The sequence below is a fragment of the Humitalea rosea genome, from assembly GCF_003253705.1.
Taxonomy (GTDB): domain Bacteria; phylum Pseudomonadota; class Alphaproteobacteria; order Acetobacterales; family Acetobacteraceae; genus Humitalea; species Humitalea rosea.
This window is the reverse complement of sequence record NZ_QKYU01000006.1, coordinates 1-24,466: the sequence shown is the minus strand read 5'-3', so window position 1 is coordinate 24,466 and position 24,466 is coordinate 1. Positions and strand designations below refer to the sequence as shown.

Genomic DNA, 24,466 nt, shown 5'->3' with positions numbered 1-24,466 from the left:
GGCTTGACCGGAGGGTGTCGGGGTGCCCCAAATCGGGGCATGCCCGACACCCTCCACCAGACCACCCTCGTCCTCGACACCCATGTCGATTTCCCCTGGCCCGAGACGCCCGACCCGGCCCTGCCCTCGGCGCGCTGCGTCGATTTTCCGAAGATGGTGGCGGGCGGGATGGGGGCCGTCGTGCTCATCGCCTATGTCGGCCAGGGCGCGCGCGATGCGGCCGGCAATGCCGCCGCCCGCGCCCGCGCCGATGGGATGCTGGCGCGGATCGCCGCCGATGCCGCCAATCCGGTCGGCCCGCCCCGTGTCGCCGCCCGCACCGCCGATGAGGTCGAGGCCGCCTTCGCGGCCGGCAAGCTCGCGATCCTTGCCGGTGTGGAGAACGGCTATGCGATGGGCGGCGAGATCTCCGCGCTGGCCGAGTTCCACAAGGCGGGGGCGATCTACCTCACCCTCACCCATGACGGGCACAATGACCTCGCCGATGCCGCGCGGCCCAAGCCCGCTTTGGGCGATGGGCCGGAGGAGCATGGCGGGCTCTCGGAATTCGGGCGGGCGGCGATCGCCGAGCTGAACCGGCTCGGGATGCTGGTCGATGTCTCCCATGCCTCCAAGGCGGCGATGTTGCAGGCGGCGCGGGTCTCGCGCAGCCCGATCGTGGCGACCCATACCGGCTGCCGCGCGCTGACCGACCATCCGCGCAACCTGGATGACGAGCAGCTCGACGCCCTGCGCGCGGTCGGCGGCCTTGCCCAGATCACCGCCGTCGGCAGCTTTCTGCGCGCCGACGGGCGGGCGTCGCTGTCGGACTACCTCGACCATGTGGGCCATGCGGTGCGGCGGATCGGGATCGACCACACCGGCCTGTCCTCCGATTTCGACGGCGGCGGCGGCTTCACCGGCTGGAAGGATGCGAGCCAGACCGGCGCCGTGACCGAGGGGCTGATCGCCCGCGGCTATACCGCGCGCGAGATCGGGCTGCTGTGGTCAGGGAATTTCCTGCGGCTGATGCGGGTGGCGGCGAAGAGCGCCACGGCCTGAGGACAGGCCAGGGAGGGGCGATCGATGTCATTCACGATCACGGCTGATCCGGCCATTCTCCGCGAGGGGGATGGCGGCACCACTGACGTCCGCTTCCACATCACCTCCCTGACCGGCCCGCTGGCGACCCCGGCCGAGCTGCGCTGGACCTGGATGGGCGCCTGGCCGCATTCCGCCAACAGCGCCGACCTCATCCTGCCCACCGATGCGCGGATCAGCGTCGCGGCCGGGGCGGTGACCCAGGATTTCATCGTCCAGGTCGTGGGCGACCAGATGCTGGAATGGGATGAGAGCTTCGCCATCATCTTTGCCGAGCTGTTCCAGATCGACCCGAGTTTCCCGCATTGGGGCTACAGCTACTACTCGGCGGTCAGCGTCACGATCCTGAACGACGACCTTCCACGCGGCCCGCCGCTGCTGCTGCGGGGCCCACACGACGGCTACCTGATCCTGGGCTCGATCGGCTACGAGGGCGTGGTCCAGGACCGGATGGAGGGCCGCGACGCCCTGCACATCCTGGTCGGGCAGACGCAGATCACCTTCGCCGATGGCATCGGCGTCTTCGATCCGACCGGAAGTGCTGCCGAGGTCGCGCATCTGTACCAGGCGGCGCTCGGCCGCACCGCCGATATCGCCGGGCTAAGCTTCTGGACCGATCTGCTGGACAGTGGCCGCTCCGACCTCGCCGGCGTCGCGCGGCTCATGGCGGCGACCGACGAGGCAACGGCGCGGTTTGGCGGCCTGGATGACGAGGCCTTCGTGCGGCTGCTCTATCAGGACACCCTGGGGCGCGAGGGCGGCTCGGGCGAGCTTGCCTATTGGACCGGGCGCCTCGGCGCCGAGGCCAGCCGGGCCGAGGTGCTGCTGGGCTTCTCGGAAAGCACCGAGCATATCCTGCAGCGCCTGCACACCATCGGCGACGATGCGGCGGCGGAGGCGTGGCGGCTTTATCACGCGGCCCTGGACCGGGCGCCGGATGCGGCGGGGCTCGCCTATTGGACCGCGCAGCTCAAATCCGGCACCGCGGCGCTACAGGTCGCGACGGGCTTCGCCGCCTCGGCGGAATTCGCGCAGACCCATGCCGGCGCCGATCATGCCGGCCTCGTCACGCAGCTTTATGCGAGCATGCTGGACCGCGCGCCGGATGCCGAAGGGTTGCAGTTCTGGGTCGCGCAGCTTGACGACGGGCTCAGTGACGGCGCCCTGCTGCTGGCGCTGTCGGACTCGATGGAGCATCGGGCGGCGACCGCGGACGCGACCCATGACGGCTGGGTGTTCCTGGGCGGCTGAGTCAGCGCCCCGCCGCCGCGTCCCTCGCCCGTTCCTCACGCGGCAGCGGCACGATACCGCGGCTGCTCAGGATCGGATCCCCGGGCGGGAGGCAGCGAAAGGCGATGATGTACCGGTCATCGCCGATTTCGGTCCGGATCGGGGCCATCATCCGGTCATCGGCGGCGCAATGGCGATTGGCCGCCGCGACCCCGCGCTCGACCATCGCGCGCTGCGTACCGCCGCGTGAGGTGATCCCGAAGACGCCGGGTTCCAGCACCGCTGCGGGGCTGCTGCCGACGCAGCCGCCCAGGGTCAGCAGCGAGATCAATCCGAAGGACGCGGCGCGTAGGGTCATGGCTGGCAGTCTAGCCCCGGCTTGCGCGGCGCGTCACCCGGCCTTGGCGGCCCTTCGGCTCGCATGCAGGATGAATTCCGTATAGCCGTTGGGCTGGGTCGCGCCCTCGAACACCAGATCGCAGGCGGCCCGAAAAGCCGGGCCCGAGAAATCCGGGGCCATCGGGGTATAGGCGGCATCCCCGGCATTCTGCCGGTCCACCACCGCCGCCATGCGCCGCATCGTTTCAGTCACCTGCTCCTTGGTCGCGATGCCGTGGCGCAGCCAGTTGGCGATGTGCTGGGCGCTGATCCGCAGCGTCGCGCGATCCTCCATCAGCCCGACGTCATGGACGTCCGGCACCTTGGAGCAGCCGACCCCCTGGTCCACCCAGCGCACGACGTAGCCGAGGATGCCCTGGGCATTGTTGTCCAGCTCCTGCTGCACGGCATCGGCGGGCCAGTTGGTGTCGGCGGCGAGCGGCACGGTCAGCAGGTCCGACAGCTTGCCACGACGCCCGCCTGCGGCGATCTCGGCCTGGCGCGCGGCAACATCGACCATGTGGTAGTGCAGCGCATGCAGGGTTGCGGCGGTCGGACTCGGCACCCAGGCGGTGCTGGCGCCGGCCTTGGGGTGGCCGATCTTCTGCACCAGCATGTCGGCCATGGCGTCCGGGGCGGCCCACATGCCCTTGCCGATCTGGGCGCGGCCGCGCAGGCCGCAGATCAGCCCGACATCGACGTTCCAATCCTCATAGGCCTTGATCCAGGGCGCGCCCCGCATGTCGCCTTTGCGCAGCATCGCGCCGGCTTCCATCGAGGTGTGGATCTCATCGCCGGTGCGATCCAGGAAGCCGGTGTTGATGAAGCAGACCCGGGCGGAGGCGGCGCGGATGCATTCCTTGAGGTTCACCGTGGTCCGGCGCTCCTCATCCATGATCCCCATCTTCATGGTGTTGGGCGTCATGCCGAGCACGGCCTCGACCTTGCCGAACAGCGTATTGGCCCAGGCGACCTCGGCGGGCCCATGCATCTTCGGCTTCACGACATACATGCTGCCGGCGCGGGAGTTCAGGCGCTTGCCGTTGATGTCATGCAGCGCGATGGCGGCGGTGCAGAGCGCATCCAGGATGGTCTCCGGGATCTCGCGTCCCTGCCAGGTCACGGCATCGGTCATCATGTGGTGGCCGACGTTGCGGACCAGCATCACCGAACGGCCTGGCAGGGTGATGGTGCCGCCCTTCGGCGCGCTCCATGACCGGTCCGGGTTCAGCGCACGGTGCAGGGTCTTGCCGCCCTTGCTGAACTCGGCGGTCAGGTCGCCGCGCATCAGCCCGAGCCAGTTGCGATAGACCTCAACCTTGTCGGCGGCATCGACGGCGGCGACGCTGTCCTCGCAATCCTGGATGGTCGTCAGCGCGGATTCCAGCACGAGGTCCGACATGCCGGCGGGATCGGTCGCGCCGATCGCATGCGCGCGGTCGATGTGGATTTCCAGGTGCAGCCCGTGGCAGGCGAGCAGCACCGCGGTCGGCGCCTCGGCCGGGCCGTCATAGCCGACGAAGGCGGCGGGATCGGCCAGCGGCACCGCGCGGCCATCGGTCAAGGTCGCGACCAGCGCCCCGCCGGCCACGGCATAGGCCGCGACATCGGCATGGCCGGCGCCGGCGAGCGGAGCGCCTTGGTCCAGCGCCGCCTTGGCGCGGGCGATGACCAGGGCGCCGCGCGCGGGATTGTAGCCACGGCCACGGGCGGCGCCATCGGCGTCGGGGATCGCATCGGTGCCGTAGAGCGCGTCATACAGGCTGCCCCAGCGGGCGTTGGCGGCGTTCAGCGCATAGCGGGCGTTGGAGACGGGCACCACAAGCTGCGGGCCGGCCATGGTCGCGATCTCGGGGTCCACATCGGCGGTGGTGATGGCGAAATCCGCGCCCTCGGGCAGCAGATAGCCGATCCCGCGCAGGAAGGCGTCATAGGCGGCGGCATCGATCGGGCGGGCCGGATGGGCGCGGTGCCAGGCGTCGATCTTGGCGGCGAGCGCGTCGCGCTCGGCGAGCAGGGCCGCATTGGCGGGGGCGAGTTCGGCGACCACCGCCTCCAGCCCCGACCAGAAGGCCTCGGGGGTGATCCCGGTGCCAGGCAGGGCTTCCTCGGCGAAGAAGCGCGCCAGGGCGGCATCGACTTCGATCGCACCGAATTTGAGTGTCTGCGCCACGTGCCGTCTCCAATCCTGGGGCGGGGCGCCGGCCGAACCGCCGCACCTGCCCACCTTGCTGCCGTCCCGCGCGGGTCCGCACCACGGGTTGTTACACCCGAGATAGCGCCCCTGAAGCCGGCAGCAAAGGGAGCGCGGTTCAGCCTTCCGAAAGCAGGCCGGGCCGAGAAGAGCGGCCGACATGCCGGCCAGCCTCAACCTCTCGGGCGTCGTGCCCCTCGAAATCCTGGAGAATGGCCGGCCGGGCGACTGGTCGGCGGTGCTGACGCTCGGCAGCATGGCGACGGCGGTGGCCCTGACCGGGGCGAATGCGGCGCGGTTCACCGCGGTGCTCGGCCCGGATGGCCGCACCCTGACGATCACCCCCGCCATGGTGCTGGACCGGGAGGCCTGGGCGGCCGGGACCGATCCGGTGCTGAGCTTCGGCGTGCAGGCGCTGGTCGGCGGCACCTGGGTCGCGGCCTCGGCGAGCTACGCCATCACCCTGCGCGGGCTGGACGACACGCCGCCGGACAATCTGCGCTTCCTCAACGGCGGCTTCGTGCTGGAGACGGATATCGGCGGCGTCATCGGCGACATGCGGGCCGATGACCCGGATACCGCGGGGGCGCTGAGCTACAGCGTCGCCTGGCCGGATTCGGTCTGGTTCGGCTTTGAGGGACAGACGCTGCGGCTGAACCCCGGCGTGGACCTGCTGCGGGAGGGGGGGACGACCCGCAGCGTGCTGGTGGTGGTGTCCGATGGGGTGAACAGCCGCGCCTTCAGCGTCGCGGTGCAGGTGCTGAATGTGACGGTGGAGGATGATCTGCCGGCCCCGCCCCCGGTGCTGCCGCCACCGCCGGTGCCGCCGCCCCCCGTGCCGGTGCCGCCTATTTTACCACCGCCGGTGTCGCCGCCTCCGGTTTTACCACCTCCTGTTTCACCACCCCCGGTCTCGCCACCTCCGGTCTCGCCGCCCCCCGTTTCACCGCCTCCCGTCTCGCCACCCCCGGTCTCGCCACCGCCGGTGTCACCGCCTCCTGTTTCACCGCCTCCCGTCTCGCCACCCCCGGTCTCGCCGCCCCCCGTCTCGCCCCCTCCCGTCTCGCCGCCCCCCGTTTCACCGCCGCCGGTCTCACCTCCTCCGGTGCCGCCGCCTCCCGTCCCGCCGACGCCGCCCCCGCCCGATCCACCGCCACCAACGCCACCGCCGGTGCCACCTCCCCCCACACCCCCACCCCCCGCACCGCCGCCGCCCACCCCTCCGCCACCGCCCGTCCACGAAGGAGAAACCCCCGACCCTCTGCACCCAGGCACCCAGAAATCCGGCATCCTCCTCACCGCCGCCGACCACGCCGAGACCCAGCATTTCCTGGCCGACACCGAGAGCATCATCACCGGCGACGACGGTCTGACCCGCGTCGCCCTGACCGACGGCACCACCGTCTGGCTGCCGGCGATCGACACGCTGCGCTTCGCCGATGGGGTGCTCGACTTTCGCGGCGAGGGCGTCGCGGCGACCATGATCCGGCTCTACATGACCCTGCTGGACCGCCTGCCGGACAGCGGCGGGCTGTTCTACTTCATCGACCTCTACGAGCACGGCCACGGCGTCGCGGAGATCAGCGACAATTTCCTCGACAGCCCGGAATTCACCGCCCGCTTCGGCGGGCTGACCAATGCAGCACTGGTCACCGCGCTCTATCGCGTGGCGCTGGGGCGCGAGCCGGAGGCTGGGGGCGCCGCGTGGCACACCGCCCAGCTCGATGCCGGCGCGTCACGCGCCCAGACCATCGCGGTCTTCATCGACAGCAGCGAGGCCGCGCATCGCTTCGAGGTGCTGTATCCCGGCGGCGTCTTCATCCCCGACCCGATCACCCGCCGCGTCGCCATGGCCTATGATGCGGTCTTCGACCGCGCGCCGGATGCGGGCGGGCTGGTCTATTGGGCGGATCTGCTGCGGAACGGGCATCTGGATGAGAGCGGAATGATCCAGTCCATCGGCGGCAGCGACGAATTCCTCGGCAAATACGCAGGCTCCAGCCACGCGACCTTCGTCGCCGCGATCTATGCCCAGGCGCTGGAACGCGAACCGGACCCGGGGGGCCTCGCCTATTGGGCGCATCTGCTGGAGGCCGGCGCCGTCACCCGCACCGAGGTCGTGGTGCTGATCGGCATGTCCACCGAGGCGGCGGAGGCCTTCGACCACCCCCCGGTCGGTGCCGCCTTCGACTGGCTGTGACCACACCTTATGGCAGCGGCGAGGTCGTTTGCTTCAGGCAGCTCAGCGCGAAGCTGGTGCGGGTGTGGCGCACCCCGGGCAGGCGGTAGATCCGGTCCCGCAACAGGCTTTCCGCCCCCGCGGTGCCGCTGACGGCGGCCTTGATCATGTAATCATACTCGCCGCTCACCAGATGGCATTCCAGCACCTCGGGGATGGCGCGGACGGCTTCCTCGAAGCGCTTCAGATTCTCCTCGTCATGGCGCTCCATCATCACTTCCAGGAACACCGTGTCGGGGAAGCCGAGGGCGGCGAGGTCGAGCAAGGCGGCATAGCCGCGGATCACCCCCTGCTCCTCCAGCCGCTTCACGCGGGTCCAGCAGGGCGAGGCGGAGAGGCCCACCTCCTCGGCCAGCTCGGCATTGGAGAGGCGGCCGCGTCGGGCGAGGGCGCGGAGGATTCGTTGGTCTGTGGCGTCCATGGCAGAAGGATGTTCTGCAATCATGCCGTCGCACAATCACATTCAGCGTAGATTTCTGGCCAGCGCGGCCCAAGATGACGCATAATAACGGGAGCCCAAGATGGACGGTATGCTCGCGCGCCCCGGCGTGACCCTGGACGATCGTTGGGGCGATTCAGCCGACCCCGTGCTGCTCACCGGCATCCAGGCCCTGGTCCGGGTGCCCTTGATCGTCCGCGCGCTGGATGCGGCGGCGGGGCTGGATACCGCGGGCTATATCTCCGGCTATCGCGGCAGCCCGTTGGGCGGCTACGACCGCGCGCTGATGTCCCAATCCAAGCGGCTGGCCGCGGCCGATGTGATGTTCCATCCCGGGCTGAACGAGGATCTGGCGGCGACCGCCATCTGGGGCACGCAGCAGGTCGGGCTGTTCCCGCAGCCGAAACATGCGGGCGTCTTCGGCATCTGGTACGGCAAGGGGCCGGGCGTGGACCGGACCGGGGATGTGTTCCGCCACGCCAACAGTGCCGGGACCTCGCCCTTCGGCGGCGTGCTGGCCCTGGCGGGCGATGACCCGCAGGCGAAATCCTCGACCGTGACCTCGGGCTGCGAAGCCACTTTCATGGATGCCGAAATGCCCATCCTGGACCCGGCCGATGTGGCCGAGGTGCTGGAATACGGGGTGAAGGGGATCGCGATGTCGCGCGCCTCCGGCCTCTGGGTCGGCATGAAATGCGTGGCCGACACCATGGATGCCGCCGCGACCCTGGTGGTGGACCCCGAGGCCTGTCGCACCGTGGTCCCGCCGCTGCGCCTGCCGCCCGATGGGCTGCATATCCGGGCCCCCGATCCGGCGGTCGCGCAGGAGGTCCGGCTGCGGCGGTGGAAACTCCCGGCAGCACTGGCCTTCGCCGCCGCCAATGGCTTCAACAGGCTGATCGCCGATCCCCCCGGGGCCAAGCTCGGCATCGCCGTGCGCGGCAAGGCGACCCTGGCGCTGCGGCAGGCGCTGGCCGATGCCGGGCTGGCCGATGCCCCGATCCGGATCTGGAAAGTCGGCATGCCCTGGCCGCTGGACCGCGCCGCCGCCCGCGCCTTTGCCCAAGGGCTGGAGACGGTGCTGGTCATCGAGGACCGCTACGCCTTCCTCGAACCGCAGTTGCGCGACGCCTTCTACGACCTGCCCGACCGGCCGCGCCTGCTCGGCAAGCGCGATGCGGCGGGGGAGCCGCTGCTCTCGGATTGCGGCGAACTCGACCCGCCGGCGGTGCTGCGCGGCCTCGCCGCCTTGCTGCCGCCCGAGTTGCACAGCGACGCCCTGCGCGCCCGCCTCGCCGCCGTCACGGCGTTGGAGGCGGCGGCCTTGGCACCCCTGCATGTCCGCGATCCGCATTACTGCCCGGGCTGCCCGCACAACACCTCCACCGTGAAGCCCGAGGAGAGCGCCGGCCTCGCCGGCATCGGCTGCCACTGGCTGGTGACCAAGATGCCGCGCGACCAGGTGCTGTTCAGCCAGATGGGCGGCGAGGGCGTGGCCTGGCTCGGCATCGCGCCCTTCACCGGGGTGGAGCACGCCGTCACCAACCTGGGCGACGGCACCTTCGTGCATTCGGGCAGCCTCGCGATCCGCGCCGCGATCGCGGCCAAGGCGCACATCACCTACAAGCTGCTGGTCAATGGCGCCGTGGCGATGACCGGCGGGCAGCAGCCGGACAGCGAGGCCACCGTGCCCCGCATCGCCGCCATCCTGCGCGCCGAAGGCATCGAGACCATCGCCGTGGTCGCCGACGACCCCGATCGCCATGTCGGCGATCCGCTGATGCCGCCCCGCATCGGCTACCACCACCGGGACCAGTTGGATGTGGTGCAGCGGGAACTGGCGGCGATCCCCGGCGTCACCGCGCTGATCTACGACCAGGAATGCGCCACCGAACGCCGCCGCCACCGCAAGCGCGGCACCGCCACGGCCGCCGAGCGCCGCGTCGTCATCAATCCGCGCGTCTGCGAGGATTGCGGGGATTGCTCGAAGGTCAGCAATTGCCTCGCGGTGGAACCCATCGAGACGCAATGGGGCCGCAAGCGCGCCATCGATCAATCCGCCTGCAACCAGGACCTGTCCTGCGTGAAGGGGTTCTGCCCGTCCTTCGTCACCCTGGTCGGCGGCGAGCCGGAACGGCCGGCGGTGCCGGAGCTTGGCGGCCGCCTGCCCGAGCCGCTGCTGCCGGCGCATGAGGAACCCTGGAACATCCTCATCGCCGGCGTCGGTGGGCAGGGGGTGACGGCGGTCTCGGCGATCCTCGCCATGGCCGCCCATATCGACGGGCGCGCGGTGCGGACGATGGACCAGACCGGCCTCGCCCAGAAGGGCGGCGGCGTCTACGGCATGGTGCGGATCGCGCGCCCGGGGGCGGATGCGGGGGGCATTGCCGGGCCGCGCATCTCGGCCGGGCAGACGGATCTGCTGCTGGGCTCGGATCTGGTGGTGGCGCAGGGGCGCACGGCGCGGCCGCTGCTCTCCCCGGGCCGCACGGCGGCGGTGATGAATGGGGATGTGGCGCCGACCGCCGCCTTCGTCGCCGATACCGAGACGCGCTACGACGGGGCGGGGATGCTCGCCTCAGTGCGCGCCGCCTGCCGCGACGTGCTGGCGCTGCCGGGCCACCGACGGGTGCTGGCCGAGTTGGGCGATGGTATCTTCCTCAACGTGATGCTGCTGGGCATCGCCTTCCAGCGCGGGCTGGTGCCGGTGTCGGGCGATGCGATCGAACGCGCGCTGGTGCTGAACGGCGCCGAGGTCGCGCGCAACCAGGCGGCCTTCGCGCTGGGGCGGGCCATCGCGCTCGAATCCCCCGCCCCCGCAGCCCCGGCCGAGACGCTGGAGGCCGCGATCGCGCGCTATGCCGCCGATCTCGCGCTATGGGGCCGCAAGCGGGATGCGCAGGCCTACCAGGCCTTCGTCGGCCGCGTGCGGCTGGCGGAGATCGCGGCGGTGCCGGGCGAGGATCGGCTGGCCTGGGCGGTGGCGCGGCAGGCTTATCGGCTGGCTGCTTACAAGGATGAATACGAGGTCGCGCGGCTGCATAGCGACTGGCAGCCGGAGGCGGGGTTTGCGGGGGTGTCGCGGATCGAGATGCACCTCGCGCCGCCAATCTTCTCGCGCATCGATCCCGCGACCGGCCATCCGGCGAAGCGGCGCTTCGGGCCCTGGATGCGGAAGGCCATGGGCTGGCTGCGGCATGGCAAGGTGGTGCGCGGGACGGCGCTGGACCCGTTCGGGCGAAGCGAGGAACGGCGGCAGGAGGTGGCGACCGCGCGCGACTACCGCGCGGGGATCGAGGCGCTGCTGCCACGTCTGACGCCGGCCACCCATGCCGCGATCTGCGACTGGGCTGAGGCGGCGGCGGGCATCAAGGGCTACGGGCATATCAAGGCACGGAACCTGGTGGCGACGCGGGCGCGAATGGCGGCGATCCGGGCGGGGATTGGGGGATGAGGCGGCTCACGCCGCCGCATCTCCCTTCTTCCCCCATTTCTTCCAGAACCCGCTGAACCCGCCCACGATCTCATCCACCGAGGGCATCCGCCCCGTGCGCTGGTGAAACGCCAGCAGGAAGGCGAGATAGGCCTCCCCCAGCCCCGTCGTCACCGCCGCCGCCACCCCGGCATTCACCAGGCTCCCGCCCGGCAAAAACTTCAGCAACTGCCCCACGATCAGCCGCCCCGCGACGGTCGCGGCCAGGCAGCCGACGATGCTGGAGGCCAGCGGCAGCAGTTTCTGCGTGGTCCCCTCCAGCCCGAAGCGGAGGGAAATCCCGACGATCATCCCGATCTGGATCGGCACCAGCGTCACCGCATCGGTAAACGGCAGCGGCACCGCGGCGGCGGTCCCGGCGGCGGCTGCGGCACCGCGGATGATCTTGCGCGCATCGGCGGTCTTCAGCGCGAAATCCACCGCCTGGGCGGCGACAAAGGCGCCCCGCGCCCCCTCCGGCAGCAGCCGCACCGAGGCCTGCACCAGCTCCGACAGCCCCACGGTCCCGGGAAACCCCGGCATCGGCAGGGCGCGGACCGGGATGATCGCATCGGCCATGGGCGCGAGCTTGTCCATCTCCGCCTGGAATTCGGGGAACATGCCATGCTTGGTCAGCACGATGATGGTCGGGATGCCGGCAGCCTTCAGCGCCTCGACCAGATCCTGTTCGGCGCGTTCGAAGCGCAGCGCCGGCTCCTGCACGCAGACCCAGCCGATGTGGATGTGTTCCCGCGGATCGGTGCTGGCCCGCCCCTTGGCGATCTCGCGTTGCAGCCCGGCCCAGGTCTCGGCGTATTCGGAGGTTTCGAGGCCCTTGGTGTCCAGGATGTGCAGCGGGTGGTTCGCGCGCCCATACCAGGTCGCGTGCTGCGTCACCGGCCGCCCCATCGCGGTTTTCGCAAAATTCTCGCCGAAGATGGCGTTGACCAGCGTGGATTTGCCGGTGCCGGTGCGGCCCGCGACGATGATGTTGATCTTGCCCAGCTTGTCCATCTGCTCCTTCAGCACCTTGTCCAGCAGGCCGGCCAGTTGCTGCAGGTCCAATGAGGACGCCGCCGTGGCGATCGTGGCGATAGAGGTATCCGGCATGGCCGCGGCTCCTTTGCTGCCGGTCGAGGCTACCACGGGCAGCGCCTCAGCGCGCCCGCCCCACCAGCGCGCGGCAGCGCGGATCATCCCCGATCCCGAGCTGGATCGTCGGCAGCAGCGCCAGCGGCAGCGCCACGATGCCCAAGGCCGCCGCGATCCCGCCGCGCACGCCAAGCTCGACAATCTCCGGTGCCACGCTCGGATTGGCGAAGCTGCCGCGGATCAGGATGGAGGTGGGCAGCGCCGCGATGGTCAGATGCTTCGCCTCGGTCCGTAGCTGGTAGTCCAGGCGTTCCCGGCCGAGGTCCACGGTCCCGGTGCCGGCGATCACCGCCTCGGACGTGTCCAGCAGCACGGTGCGCGACGTCAGCACGCCGCGCCGCAGGCCGAAATCGGCGACGAAGCACTCTACCTGCGTCCGGCTCGGAATCCCCAGCGCCGAGAGAATGGCATTGCCAAGCCGCACCCCGGACAGATCCACCAGCAGCGCCGAGATGGTGCCCCCGGCCATGGACAGCGTCAGCTCGCCATCGCCATGGGCCAGCAACTCGGCGGTGGACTTCCCGGTGCTGGTGATCCTGGCGCGGCCGCCGAGCGTGCCCGCCCCCTGCGCGATCCCGGTCGCCCCGAGCAGGCGGGAGACGGAGAGGCGGGAGAACTGGACCTCCACCTCGGCGTGCAACGCGCCATCCTCGCGCGGGGTCAGCACGCCTTCCGCGCTCATCCGGCCTTCGCCGACGCCGAAGCTGACCGGGTGCAGGCGGATGATGCCATCGATGATGTCCATCTCCGCCCGCAGATCGTCGAGCGGCATGTTGCGGCCCTCGATCTTCGCGCCGCGGTAGGTCAGATGCACATCCGCCGCGCGCAGGCGGGGGATGCTCACCGGGGTCGCGGGCAGGGTCCGGCCGGCGGGCGCCGCGGGGGCCGCGCCCTCCGCCGGCGCGCCGCCGATGAAGCCCGAGAGGTCGGCCAGATCGACCAGGCGGGATTGCAGATTGAGGGTGATGTCCGGTCGCGGGGTCGTATCCGCAGGCGGGGCCGCCGTGGCATTCGGGGCGGCGGCGGGGGGCATCTCCGCCTCCGGCCGCGCGGCGCGCGGGGCGATGATGACCTCGCCTTCCAGGTCGGTGCGGCCGACCATCCCGTCGATCTCGCGGAACCGCACCCGGCCCGGCGCGAAATCAAGCTGCCCGGCGATGCGGTACGCCGGCGTCGGCGGGATCGGCACGCCGGTCAGCGGGGTCAGCAGCGCCATGTCCGGCCCCTTCAGCTCCAGCCGCAGATCGGCGCCGGTCATCGCCAGCGGGTCCTGCACGCTGCCTGCCATGGTCACCTGCGTCGGGCCATTGGCGAGGCTCAGCCGCACGGGCCAGGGCGCCTGCCGGTCGCGCAGGTTGAGCAGCGCGCCGCCCACCAGTTCGCCGGTGATGGGCTGGCCGGCATAGGTGCCCTCGGCCGAGACGGTGAGCGAGGGGTCCTGGCCCGCAGGCTCGGCGGTGGCGATCTGGAGCGCGAAATCCGCCTGCAGGCGCGGGATCGTCACCTGCGCCTTGCCGCCGGTGATGGCGAGGCGGCCGATCTGCGGCCCCTCCCCGCCCGCCTCCGCGGGGAAGGTGAAGTTGTCGCTGCCATCCTCATGCGCGAGGACGCGGAACTCGGGCTGGTCCAGCGCGATGCTCGGCAGGATGGCGGTGCGGTGCCGCAGCAACGGCCAGAGCTCCACCGCGACCACGGCGGTTGGCAAATGGGCGAAGGGGGTCTCGGCCTCGAACCCCGGCGGGTTGCCGACCAGCACCTCGGTCAAGGTGATTTCGGTGACGCGGCCGAGGCGGAGATGCAGGTGCTCGATGCTCACCGGGCGGCCGATGGCGGCGGCGGCGCGGGCCTCCACCAGCGGGATGAACCAGTCCCAGCGGAACAGCAGCAGTAGTGCCAGGATCGGCCCCCCGATCCAGGCCAGCCATCGGAAGCCGCGCGGGATGGCCATGGTCCGTCCTTATTTTGTCCCAAGAGCAAGAACCCGGATTCCGTGCCGGAGTTGCCTTGCCGCCGTCAGGGAGCGGACGCAGGCTGCGGCCATCCTCCTGGAGCCTGTCGATGACCGAAGCCTATGTGCCCCCGCCCTGGACCACGCAGAACTGGCAGATTGCCAAGCCCGGCGCGGAAAGCCGGGGCGGCATCGTCGTCTGCCAGAACCATGATGCGGCGCGGGCCGGCATCGCGGTGCTGGATGCGGGCGGCAATGCGGCGGATGCGGCGGTGGCGGCGGCATTGGTGCTGGCGACGGTGGAGCCATGGAATTCCGGCCTCGGCGGGATCGGCTTCGCCGTCATCCGCCATGCGGACGGCCGCGCGGAGACCTTGGATTTCGGCCCCGTGGCGCCGGCCGGGCTCGACCCCGCGCTGTTCCCGCTGACCGGGCGGATGAAGCAGGATCTGTTCTCCTGGCCCGAGGTCGAGGGCGATAAGAACATCCATGGGCCGCTGAGCTTCGTGATCCCCTCCTCGGTCGCGGGCTATGGGCTGCTGCACGAGACCTATGGCCGGCTCGGGCGGCGGGCGGTGTTCGGCCCGGCGGTGGCGCTGGCCCGGCGCGGGCTGGCGCAGGACTGGTTCACCACCTTGAAGATCGCCAATAGCGCGGCCTCGCTGCGGCTCTATGACGAAAGCGCGCGGATCTATCTGCCGGGCGGGCTGCCGCCGGTCGCACCGTATCAGGGCACGCCGGGGTTCTTCCGCCTCGGCAAGCTCGCGGAGACGCTGGAGCGGCTGCGGGACGCGGGGTGGCGCGACTTCTATGAGGGCGCGATCGCCGCCGACCTGGTGCGCGACATCACGGCGATGGGCGGTGTGGTCTCGGCCGCCGACCTGGCCGGCTGCAAGGCGCTGCTGCGCCCCGCGACGCCGGTGGATTGGCGCGGCAAGGGCACGCTGTGGCTGCCCGGCGGGCTGACCGCGGCACCGACGCTGGAGGCGGTGATGGAGGGCATGGCCGATGTGCCGGCCACCGCGCCGGATGCGGCCTGGTATGTCGCGGCCTCGCTTGCGATGCGCGCGGCCTATGCCGACCGGCTGAAGGGCCTGGGCGCCGCCAATGCCCCCGAACCCACCGAGACCTGCACCACCCATCTGACGGTGATGGACAAGGACGGCATGTCGGTGGCGATGACGACCACGCTGTTGTCCTCGATGGGCAGCCGGGTGGTGCTGCCGGCGACGGGGGTGCTGATGAACAATGGCGTCATGTGGTTCGACCCGGCGCCGGGCACGCCGAACCATTTTCGTCCCGGGGCGCGGCCGCTGTGCAACATGCTGCCGGCGATCTTTGCCAGCGAGGATGGCAAGACGGTGGTCGCGGCCGGGGCCTCGGGCGGGCGGCGGATTTTGGCGGCGGTGTACCAGACGCTGGCCTTCCTGCTCGACTTCGGGATGACGCCGGAACAGGCGGGAGCGCAGCCGCGCATCGATGTCTCGGGGCCGGAGGGGGTGACGGCGGATCGCAGGCTTGGGGCCGAAATCCTAGGCGCGCTGGCGCTGGCCGGGCCCTGCGAGCCGGTGGAGCATGCGGTACTGCCGGTGAATTTCGCCTGCCCGAATGCGATCGTCTGGGATGGGAAGCTGCGGCGGGGGATCAGCGATGCGATGAGCCCGTGGAGCGGGGCTGTGGGGCAGGGGTGAGGGCCTGGGCTGGCCGATGCATCCGGCAGGGGGCGGATAGGATAGCCCCCGCCTCCGGCGGTAGGAACGTTGAGAATTCCTCTCGGCCTGCTGACGAACGAATTTAACGGAACCCTGAATAACGAAGTACAAATTATGTAAATCCATAAGATGGTGAATATTACTTGAGCAACAGTCTGATTTAGGAAATACGAGAGGCGATAAAGGAATATTAAATCTTTCCGAAAAATGCCCCTCATCGCTGCTATTCACATGTTTAAATTGATGTGCGGTCATGTCGACCACAAGAAAATTAAACAATTTCCTGCGCCACTCCTTCCTCAAATTACCTGGACTTTTTGGATGAGCAGCCCGATCGACCGAATGATAGATTGCAACGCAGGCAAGAAAAGCATGACGCTCAGAATTCAGATTACGATGAAAATCGGCGAACGTCGGATCAACTATGAAATATAAATAATCAACAATATTATCCATTTTATGTTCTCGGGTAGAATTCGCGGTTGGGATGTGTATCCTCCGCTCCATCGCCTTCTTCGCACAAGCTAGGCGCGGCTGACGGCCCCCCACCCTATCCCCACCCCCACTTCCGCGCGATCCTGCCGCCCTCGCCCCATGCAGGTCCCGCACATGTCCGACACCGACCCCGCCTTGATGACCGCCGAGACCCTGCTCGGCCTCTACGCCCGCCGCGCCCTCTCCCCGGTTGAGGCGCTGCAGGCCGTCACCGAGCGCGTCGCCCGCCTCAACCCCTGGGTGAACGCCTTCGCCTGCATGAACCCCCGCTCCCACATCGCGGCCGGCGAAAGCGCGCAGCGCTGGGCCGCCGGCCGCCCGATCGGGCTGCTGGATGGCGTGCCGACCACGGTGAAGGACTTGGTCAACATGGCCGGCCTGCCCACCCGCCGCGGCAGCCGCACCACCGACGCGACACCGGCGACCGAGGACGCGCCCCTCGTCATGGGGCTGAAGGCCGAGGGCGCGGTCATCATCGGCAAGACCACCACCACCGAATTCGGCTGGAAGACCCCGGGCGACTGCCCGCTGCACGGCATCACCCGCAACCCCTGGAACCGCGACCGCACCCCGGGCGGCTCCAGCGCCGGGGCCGGTGCCGCGGGGGCCGCGAGCTTCGGCCCGCTGCATCTGGGCACCGATGCCGGCGGCTCCATTCGCATCCCTGCCGCCTGGTGCGGCCTGGTCGGCGTGAAGCCGAGCTTCGGCCGCATCCCGCAATGGCCGCATGGCGCCTTCAGCGGCGTCGCCTGCGCCGGGCCGATGACGCGCACGGTGCGCGATGCGGCACTGATGATGTCGGCCATGGCGCGCTTCGATGCGCGCGACCCCTATGCGCTGCCCGATGACCGCCGCGACTGGCGGGACGGCATCGAACAGGGTGTCGCAGGCTTGCGCGTCGCGCTGGTCCGCAACCTCGGCTTCGCCGCCCCCCTGGATGCGGAGGGCGAGGATGCCCTGGTCGCCGCCGCCCGGATGCTGGAAGCCCAGGGCGCCATCGTCGAGGAAGCCGACCCCGGCCTGCCCGACACCAGCGCCATTTTCGGCCGCGTCTGGGGTGTCGCCTTGTCGCGCCTGGTCGCCTCCACGCCCCCGGAAAAACGCGCGCTGCTGGATGCAGGGATCGAGGAGGTCGCCCGCCGCCAGGACGACATGCCCGCGACCGACTTCCTGGGTGCCGAGATGCTGCGGATCGAGGCGGCGCACATCATGGCCCGCTTCCACCAGCGCTACGATCTGATCCTCACCGCCTCCACCCCCACCGCCGCGATCGGCGCCGACCAGCCGACGATCCGCGCCTGGGAGGCGCTGTGGCGCGACTGGGCACCCTGGACCTTCGCCTTCAACCTGACCCGCCAACCCGCCATCACCGTGCCGGTCGGGCTGGATGAGGCGGGGATGCCGCGCGGGGTGCAGGTGGCGGCGGCGCTGTATCGCGACGACCTCGCCTTCCGCGCCGCGCGGGCGATCGAGGTGGCGGCCAGCGTGGCCACGGCCGCCCCCGTCTGAGCCCTGGTCTGATCCCCTTCACAAGCGCGCGCGCAGCGGGCACGACATCTGCGCAAACCATTTCCCTGGAGGAACCCCCATGCGCCTCGTGACCTTTTCCAGCGGGGGCGTGCCCCTGCTTGGCGCGCTCGATGACGCGGGCGCGGTGCGGGACCTGTCCGGCGCCGGGCTGCCGCATACGATGATCGGGCTGATCGCCGCCGGCCCCGCCATGCTGGCCAAGGCGCGCGAGGCGCTGCGGACCGCCCCGGTGGTGCAGGGCGCGCGGCTGCTCGCCCCCATCCCCCGCCCGGCCAAGAACATCTTCTGCGTCGGCAAGAACTACCATGAGCACGCCAAGGAATTCGCGGGCTCTGGCTTCGATGCCACCGCCAAGGAGGTGGTGCCCGAGGCCCCCGTCGTCTTCACCAAGCCGCCGACCTGCGTGATCGCGACCGGGGAGACCATCCCCGGCCACCTCGACCCCACCGACAGCACCGATTACGAGGGCGAACTGGCCGTGGTGATCGGCGCCGGCGGGCGCGGGATCGCCAAGGCCGAGGCGATGGCCGCGGTCTTCGGCTACACCATCATCAACGACGTGACCGCGCGCACCTTGCAGCACCGCCACCGGCAATGGGTGCTGGGCAAGGGCATCGACGGCTTCGGCCCGATGGGCCCGGCCATCGTGACCGCCGATGCGGTGCCCGATGTGAAGGCGCTGACCATCACCACCTGGGTCAATGGCGAACAGCGCCAGCACGCCCCGGTCGCCGACCTCATCTTCGACATCCCGACCCTGATCGAGACGATCAGCGCCGCCATCACGCTGGAGCCGGGCGACATCATCGCCACCGGCACGCCCGCCGGTGTCGGTCTCGGCTTCACCCCGGCGCGGTTCCTGAAGGCGGGCGATGTCGTCCGCATCGAGGTGCCGGGGATTGGTGTGCTGGAAAATCCGGTGGGCTGAACCGCCGGCGCTCAAGGGGAGGACACAAGCAATGAAATTGTTCCGACGCTCTTTGCTGGCGGCTGCCGTCGCGGCACCCGCCGTGGCGCAGGAGCTGCCGAGCCGGCCGCTGACCATCATCGTGCCCTTCCCCCCCGGCGGGCAAGCGGATCTGGCGGCACGCCCGGTCGCGGCGGCGATGGAGAAGATCCTGCACCAGTCGGTGATCGTGCAGAACCGCGGCGGCGCGGCGGGGGCGCTGGGCAATACCTTCGTCGCCCGCGCCGCGCCGGATGGCGGCACCTTGCTGATGGCGCTGTCCTCGCTGGCGGTGATCCCGGTCGCGGAGCGGCTGTTCGACCGGCAGCCGACCTATACCGTCGATCAGCTTGCGCCCATCGCCCTGATCAACGCCGACCCGACCATGCTGGCGGTGCCGGCGGATGCGCCGTGGCAGACCCTGGCGGAGTTCATCGCCGCCGCCCGCGCGGCACCGGAGTCGATCGCCTATGGCTCCTCCGGCACCTACGGCACCCTGCATGTGGCGATGGAGATGTTCGCCAAATCGGCCGGAATCCGCCTGTTGCACGTGCCGTTCCAGGGCGCGGGGCCGGCGGTGACGGCGCTGCTCTCGCGCAACATCCAGGCGCTCGCCAGCGCGCCCGGCACGCTGACGCAGCATGTCGCGAGCGGGCGGCTGCGGGTGCTGGCCTGCTGGGGGCAGGAACGGGCGGCGGCCTTCCCGGATGTGCCGACCTTCATGGAATCCGGCCTGTCCGATGTGGAGTTCTACATCTGGGCCGGGCTTTTCGCGCCCGCCGCGACACCAGCGCCGGTGATGGCGCGGCTGCGCGATGTGGTGCGCCAGGCGATGGCCGATCCTGAGCTGATCCGCGCCTTCACCGCCGCCGGCTCACCCCCGCACTACCTCGACGCGCCGGAGTTCGCGACCTTCTTCGCCGCGGACAGTGCCAGGCTGGTCGCGGCGGTGCAGAAGATCGGCAAGGTCGAGTAGCGCCAAATGCTTGCAGGGCACGAGATCGGTCCGGCCGGACCGATCTCGTGCCCTACAGCGCCCCGACCGCGCTGGCCCCGGCTTCCTCGGCCGAGATCAGCCGGTCCTCGAACCACAGCGCGGCGGCGACGCGCGACATCGCCGCCCCGTCATGGCCGATGCCCGCGACCGGCACGAGACGCCAGTTGCAGGCGATGCCGCGCCGCGCCGCCTCGGCCTGCCCGGCCGCCAGATAGTGGTGCGCGCGGGCGAAGCGGTGCGGCCCCTGGGCCAGCGCCGCGGGCTGCGCCGGCAGCGAGGGGCCGGAGGTTTCGATATCCCGGTCCCCGGCCAGAATCGTCATCGGGAAGGTGAGCAACGCCTCCACCTCGGCGTCGCCGAGGCCGATGCCGCCCATGCCGGAGGGAAAATCCTGCGTCAGCACCGGCAGGGTGTACCAGCCGGGGTTGCCGATGGTCACGGCCTCCAGCGCCGTATGCGGCTGCGTCGCCATCAGCCGGTGGCCGAACTGCCCGCCCGCCGAATGGCCGAACAGATGCGCGCGGGGGCGTGTGGTGACCCCGGCCTCGCGCAAGGCCGCGAAGGCGCGCAAAGGGATGGCATAGGCCCAGGCGTCGCGCGGGCGCAGCCGGCCCGCATCATCCAGGACCAGGCCGTTGTTGTAGTGTTCGGCCGCCGGCCAGGCGTCCTTGCCGAAGGTGGTGGCGACGATCAGCAGCCCGTGCTTCTCCGCCGCCGGGATCCAGAAGTCGCGATACTCATTGCCATTCCGCCCCATGCCGTGCTGCACCAGCACGACCGGGCGGTCCGGCGTGTAGCCGGCCGGGCGGTAGGTATGCAGCGTCAGCGGCCACGCGGCGTCGCAGGCGGCATCCAGCCAGGGCAAAGCGGCACGGCCGGGGCCGGCCAGCGCGTCGGAGAGCATGCTCATTCGGGGGTCACATCCTGTGCCAAAGTCGTCTGGTCCATGCGCCCGGCGAAGGCCAGGCCACGGCGGAACGCCCAGACGGCGCTTTCGAAATGGATCGGCAGCACCGGCATCTGCTCCAGCGCGATGCGCGAGGCCTCACGCAGCAACTGCCCACGCGTCGTCTCGTCCATCGTCGTCAAGGCGGTGACCGCGGCGGCGTCGAAGGCCGCATTGGACCAGCCGGAGTAATTGCTGCCGCCGATCCCGCGCTCGCGGTTGGCGGTGGTCAGCCAACTGCGGAAGAACAGCAGCGTCTCCTCGGCCGAGGCCGACCAGCCGCCCATCGGCACCGAGAACTCCCGCCGCGCCCGCCGCCCGAAGAAGACGTTGGAGGGCATCGCATCCACCACCGTCCGCACGCCGATCCGGGTGAAATACTGCGCCAGCGCCTGGGCGATGCGGGCATCGTTCACATAGCGGTTGTTGGTCGCATGCAAGGTGATGGCGAAGCCGTCGGGATAGCCTGCCTCGGCCAGCAGCGCCTTGGCGCGGGCGGGGTCGTAGGGCAGCACCGGCAGGCCGGGGATGGTGCCGAACATGCCATCGGGCAGGATCTGCGTGGCCGGCAGCGCCAGATCATCCATCACCCGCTCGGCGATGGTCTTGCGGTCGATCGCCAGCGACAGCGCCTGCCGCACCCGTGCATCGCGCAGCGGATTGGGGCCCTCGCCGCCGTTCACGAAGGGCGCCGGCTCGCGCTGGTCGAGCTGGAGGAAGATCAGCCGCGTGGTCGGCGCGATGGCCAGCCGGATCGCCTCATTGCCGCGCAGGCGGGGGATGTCGCCGGTCGCCGGGGCCTCGACCATGTCATGGTCGCCGGCCAGCAATCCCGCCAGCCGCGGGCCGGCCGCGGTCACCGGTTGCAGCCGCACCTGCTGCCAATACGGCTTCGGCCCCCAGTAATCATCGTTGCGGACCAGCTCCGTCACCCCGCTGCGGCCGAAATGGGCCAGCTTGAAGGGGCCGGTGCCGATGGCGGCGGTGCCGTCGTTGAACTGCTCCAGCGTCGGCCAGGGCTGGCCCTCGCCGGCGCATTTGGTGGCGATGTCGAAGGCGATGGGGCGGGCCGGCACCAGGCTGGCGGGGATGATCCGCAGGCCGGACAGGTCGGAGGCGAGCAGCGGCTCCGGCTGGCGGGTGGTGATGACGAGGCGCAGCGGCCCCTCCGCCACCACCGAGGCCAGGCGGCGCACGGTGGAGGAGAAGCTGACCGCAAGCTCGGTCGGGTTGTTCAGCATCCGGCAATAGGAGAACACGACATCGGCCGAGGTGAAGGGCTGGCCATTGTGAAACCGCACGCCCTCGCGCAGTTGGAACACCCAGGTCAGATCGTCGCGGCGGCTCCAGGAGACGGCGAGCGAGGGCCGCGCCTTCAACCGGGCGTCCAGATCCACCAGCCCCTCGAAGACATGGTCGTGCAGGGTGGAGTTCGGCGCGGCCGCATAGTTCTGCGGGTCGGCCGAGGTCGGCTCGGCCGCCATGGCGATGCGCAGGGTCTGGGTCTGGGTCTGAAGCTGGGCGTGAGCAGGGGCGGCGAGGAGGAGGGCGAGCGCTGCGGCAAAGGCTGACCGGATCATCGGCTGGGGTCCTGCGTCATGGTCGCGCAGTATCGACGCCAGCAGGCGGATGGCAATTGGGGCGGCGCAAATGGGCGGCCGGTTCAGACCGGCGAGAGTTCCAGTGTGTCGTCGGTGACCATGCCCATGCAGGTCCAGTTGGTCGGACGGCCGGTCAGCCAGGTCTTGAGCGTGCTGGGCAGGGTGTGCTTGCCATCCAGGTCGATCCAGGATGCGTGCTGCCGGTTGATCTGAAGCCCAAGCTGATAGGCCACCACCACAAGCTCCGAACAATAGACGTTCTTGAGCACACCCTGACTGTTCTGCATGTTGGTCCGGTATTTATACAGGCGCTCGAAGGCGCCGGTGCCGAACTTGCTGCTGCCGGTCCAGCTTTTGAAGATCGCGCGGGCGGCGCCGTATTGGGCGGCACCCTTGATCTCATTGGCCACGTTCTGGATGCGCTCGGCCTCCGCGCGCGACAGCCCGCTGGAGCGGAAGCAGAAGGCGCGGCCATTGCCCCAGGGGCCCTCGATCACCCCCTCCGACACCGCATGCAGCACCTGCTGCCCGGTTGGCATGGTGGCGGAGCGGTTGGTGAAATTGCCGGTGACGAGGCCGCAATGCCCGAAGGTTGGCTTCATATCGATGATGATGTCGCAGGCCTGCGCGCGTGGCATGTGGTGATCCTCTGCGGCGGCTCGCCACGGCTGGGAGAATGCCATCGTATCGGAGAATGAGGAAAGTAAGGTATTTGGGAGTTTTTCCTAACATTTGTTAGTTTTGGGACGAAAGCCCGGCGCCACCGCGCCTGCCCTGTGGCGCGGCCCCGTGCTAAAATGCCCGCCGAACCGGAGATGTGACGGACCCCTCATGGCGGACGAGATTGAGCGGGCTGTGTCCGCGATCGCGGGCATCGGGGCCATGCCGACCCTCCTCAATGTCGTGTGCCGCACCACCGGCATGGGCTTCGCGGCGGTCGCGCGGGTCACTGAAACCCGTTGGGTGGCCTGCGCGGTGCAGGATGGCATCGCCTTCGACCTTCAGCCCGGCGGCGAGCTGAAGGTCGACACGACGCTCTGCCACACCGTCCGCAACCTCCTCGCCCCGGTCGTGATCAACCACGTGGCCGAGGACGCGCTCTATCGAGACCATCGCACCCCGGCGTTGTATGGGTTCCAGAGCTATATCTCGATGCCGATCATCCTGGCGGATGGCAGCTTCTTCGGGACGCTATGCGCCATCGATCCCGATCCGCATAAGCTGGACAGCCCCGAAACCATCGGCATGTTCAAACTCTTCGCCGAACTCATCGCATTTCATCTCGATGCCCATGCGAAGGTGGCGTCCGTTGAAGCAAAGCTGCTGGCGGAGCATGAAACGGCGCTGCTGCGGGAGCAGTTCATTGCCGTCCTGGGGCATGACCTGCGCAATCCGCTGCAGTCGCTGAGCTCCGGCATGTCCCGGATGCTGCGGTATCCTGCGCAATCCACGGTGATCATCGGCCACATGCGGCGCAGCGTGGCCCGCATGGGCGCGCTGATCGACAATGTGCTGGATTTTTCCCGGGGCCGCCTTGGCGGTGGGCTGACCTTGACCCGCAATGCCAACGCCCCCCTGGAGCCCACACTCCGCCAGGTGATCGCGGAGCTGCAAAGCAATTGGGAGGATCGCGAGATCCTGGTGGAGATTGCCTTGGCCGGACCGGTCAATTGCGATCACGCCCGGGTCGCGCAGCTGCTGTCGAACCTGCTGGCCAATGCCCTGGTGCATGGTGCGCCGGAGGCCCCGATCCGGGTCAGTGCGACAACACAAGGCAATATGCTGGAGCTTTCGGTCGCGAGCGGGGGCGACCCGATCCCGCCTGCGGTGCTGGAGCGCCTGTTCCAGCCGTTTTTCCGCGGAGGCTCCAGCCAGAACGGGCTGGGGTTGGGCCTGTTCATCGCCTCCGAAATCGCGCGCGCCCATGGCGGCGTGATCGAGGTGGCGTCCGACCCCGCCGAGACGCGCTTCACCTTCCGGATGCCTTTGGACGGTTAGAGCGGGATGCGTTGGGGCTGAATCGAATTTTCTTCCCGACGCGGAGGGTGATCTGATTCAAGGTTCTGGCTGGGTAGGAGGCCAGCGTCGATGGGAGCACCCTATTCCC

General features: G+C 69.8%; 17 protein-coding genes. 9 read left to right on the top strand and 8 right to left on the bottom strand.

What is annotated here, in order from left to right:
* Positions 1 to 39 precede the first annotated feature (39 nt).
* Together C8P66_RS06470 and C8P66_RS06465 are read left to right on the top strand one after the other, a co-directional pair.
* Positions 40 to 1,041, top strand: coding sequence for a dipeptidase (locus C8P66_RS06470; RefSeq protein WP_111397375.1), 1,002 nt, complete (start codon positions 40 to 42; stop codon positions 1,039 to 1,041).
* Between the two features lie 24 nt (positions 1,042 to 1,065).
* Complete coding sequence (locus tag C8P66_RS06465) at positions 1,066 to 2,331, top strand: DUF4214 domain-containing protein (protein ID WP_111397374.1); 1,266 nt, start codon at positions 1,066 to 1,068, stop codon at positions 2,329 to 2,331.
* Between the two features lies 1 nt (position 2,332).
* Here the strand turns inward: C8P66_RS06465 and C8P66_RS06460 are convergent, their stop codons facing one another.
* Both C8P66_RS06460 and C8P66_RS06455 read right to left on the bottom strand, forming a co-directional pair.
* Positions 2,333 to 2,668: a hypothetical protein gene (locus tag C8P66_RS06460; protein WP_146422739.1), complete on the bottom strand. Its 336-nt coding sequence runs from the start codon at positions 2,666 to 2,668 to the stop codon at positions 2,333 to 2,335.
* A 33-nt stretch (positions 2,669 to 2,701) separates the two neighbouring features.
* On the bottom strand, positions 2,702 to 4,861 hold the full coding sequence (locus tag C8P66_RS06455; protein WP_281271336.1) for a malate synthase G: 2,160 nt from the start codon (positions 4,859 to 4,861) through the stop codon (positions 2,702 to 2,704).
* A 181-nt stretch (positions 4,862 to 5,042) separates the two neighbouring features.
* On the opposite strand from C8P66_RS06455, the gene C8P66_RS06450 reads away from it, so the two are divergent.
* Positions 5,043 to 7,082, top strand: coding sequence for a DUF4214 domain-containing protein (locus C8P66_RS06450; RefSeq protein WP_111397371.1), 2,040 nt, complete (start codon positions 5,043 to 5,045; stop codon positions 7,080 to 7,082).
* A 7-nt stretch (positions 7,083 to 7,089) separates the two neighbouring features.
* On the opposite strand, the gene C8P66_RS06445 is transcribed toward C8P66_RS06450, so the two are convergent.
* Positions 7,090 to 7,542, bottom strand: a complete 453-nt coding sequence (locus C8P66_RS06445; RefSeq protein ID WP_111397369.1) for an Lrp/AsnC family transcriptional regulator — start codon at positions 7,540 to 7,542, stop codon at positions 7,090 to 7,092.
* A 109-nt stretch (positions 7,543 to 7,651) separates the two neighbouring features.
* On the opposite strand from C8P66_RS06445, the gene C8P66_RS06440 reads away from it, so the two are divergent.
* Complete coding sequence (locus C8P66_RS06440) at positions 7,652 to 11,014, top strand: indolepyruvate ferredoxin oxidoreductase family protein (protein WP_245903265.1); 3,363 nt, start codon at positions 7,652 to 7,654, stop codon at positions 11,012 to 11,014.
* A 6-nt stretch (positions 11,015 to 11,020) separates the two neighbouring features.
* Here the strand turns inward: C8P66_RS06440 and C8P66_RS06435 are convergent, their stop codons facing one another.
* The gene (locus C8P66_RS06435) at positions 11,021 to 12,142 is read right to left on the bottom strand and encodes a GTPase (RefSeq protein ID WP_158537120.1); all 1,122 of its coding nucleotides are present in this window, start codon (positions 12,140 to 12,142) and stop codon (positions 11,021 to 11,023) included.
* 46 nt (positions 12,143 to 12,188) lie between these two features.
* On the bottom strand, positions 12,189 to 14,132 hold the full coding sequence (locus C8P66_RS06430) for an AsmA family protein (protein WP_111397365.1): 1,944 nt from the start codon (positions 14,130 to 14,132) through the stop codon (positions 12,189 to 12,191).
* A 110-nt stretch (positions 14,133 to 14,242) separates the two neighbouring features.
* Between C8P66_RS06430 and C8P66_RS06425 the strand changes: the two genes are divergently transcribed.
* The 4 genes from C8P66_RS06425 to C8P66_RS06410 all read left to right on the top strand — a co-directional run bounded on the left by C8P66_RS06425 (position 14,243) and on the right by C8P66_RS06410 (position 19,791).
* Positions 14,243 to 15,823, top strand: a complete 1,581-nt coding sequence (locus tag C8P66_RS06425; RefSeq protein ID WP_111397363.1) for a gamma-glutamyltransferase — start codon at positions 14,243 to 14,245, stop codon at positions 15,821 to 15,823.
* Positions 15,824 to 16,453: 630 nt separating this feature from the next.
* Positions 16,454 to 17,848, top strand: coding sequence for an amidase (locus C8P66_RS06420; RefSeq protein WP_111397559.1), 1,395 nt, complete (start codon positions 16,454 to 16,456; stop codon positions 17,846 to 17,848).
* Positions 17,849 to 17,927: 79 nt separating this feature from the next.
* Positions 17,928 to 18,797 carry a fumarylacetoacetate hydrolase family protein gene (locus C8P66_RS06415; RefSeq protein WP_111397362.1) on the top strand — a complete coding sequence of 290 codons (870 nt, stop codon included), beginning with the start codon at positions 17,928 to 17,930 and terminating at the stop codon, positions 18,795 to 18,797.
* Positions 18,798 to 18,828: 31 nt separating this feature from the next.
* Positions 18,829 to 19,791, top strand: a complete 963-nt coding sequence (locus C8P66_RS06410) for a tripartite tricarboxylate transporter substrate binding protein (RefSeq protein WP_111397360.1) — start codon at positions 18,829 to 18,831, stop codon at positions 19,789 to 19,791.
* Between the two features lie 52 nt (positions 19,792 to 19,843).
* On the opposite strand, the gene C8P66_RS06405 is transcribed toward C8P66_RS06410, so the two are convergent.
* The 3 genes from C8P66_RS06405 to C8P66_RS06395 all read right to left on the bottom strand — a co-directional run bounded on the left by C8P66_RS06405 (position 19,844) and on the right by C8P66_RS06395 (position 22,997).
* Complete coding sequence (locus C8P66_RS06405) at positions 19,844 to 20,722, bottom strand: alpha/beta hydrolase (RefSeq protein WP_170141561.1); 879 nt, start codon at positions 20,720 to 20,722, stop codon at positions 19,844 to 19,846.
* Positions 20,719 to 22,338 (bottom strand): ABC transporter substrate-binding protein, encoded by a 1,620-nt coding sequence (locus C8P66_RS06400; RefSeq protein ID WP_111397358.1) that lies wholly within the window; start codon positions 22,336 to 22,338, stop codon positions 20,719 to 20,721. Before C8P66_RS06400 ends, C8P66_RS06405 begins: the two co-directional genes overlap by 4 nt.
* Positions 22,339 to 22,421: 83 nt before the next feature.
* Positions 22,422 to 22,997: a hypothetical protein gene (locus tag C8P66_RS06395; RefSeq protein ID WP_111397357.1), complete on the bottom strand. Its 576-nt coding sequence runs from the start codon at positions 22,995 to 22,997 to the stop codon at positions 22,422 to 22,424.
* A gap of 244 nt (positions 22,998 to 23,241) precedes the next feature.
* Between C8P66_RS06395 and C8P66_RS06390 the strand changes: the two genes are divergently transcribed.
* Positions 23,242 to 24,357, top strand: coding sequence for a GAF domain-containing sensor histidine kinase (locus tag C8P66_RS06390; RefSeq protein WP_211314050.1), 1,116 nt, complete (start codon positions 23,242 to 23,244; stop codon positions 24,355 to 24,357).
* The last annotated feature ends 109 nt before the right edge of the window (positions 24,358 to 24,466 follow it).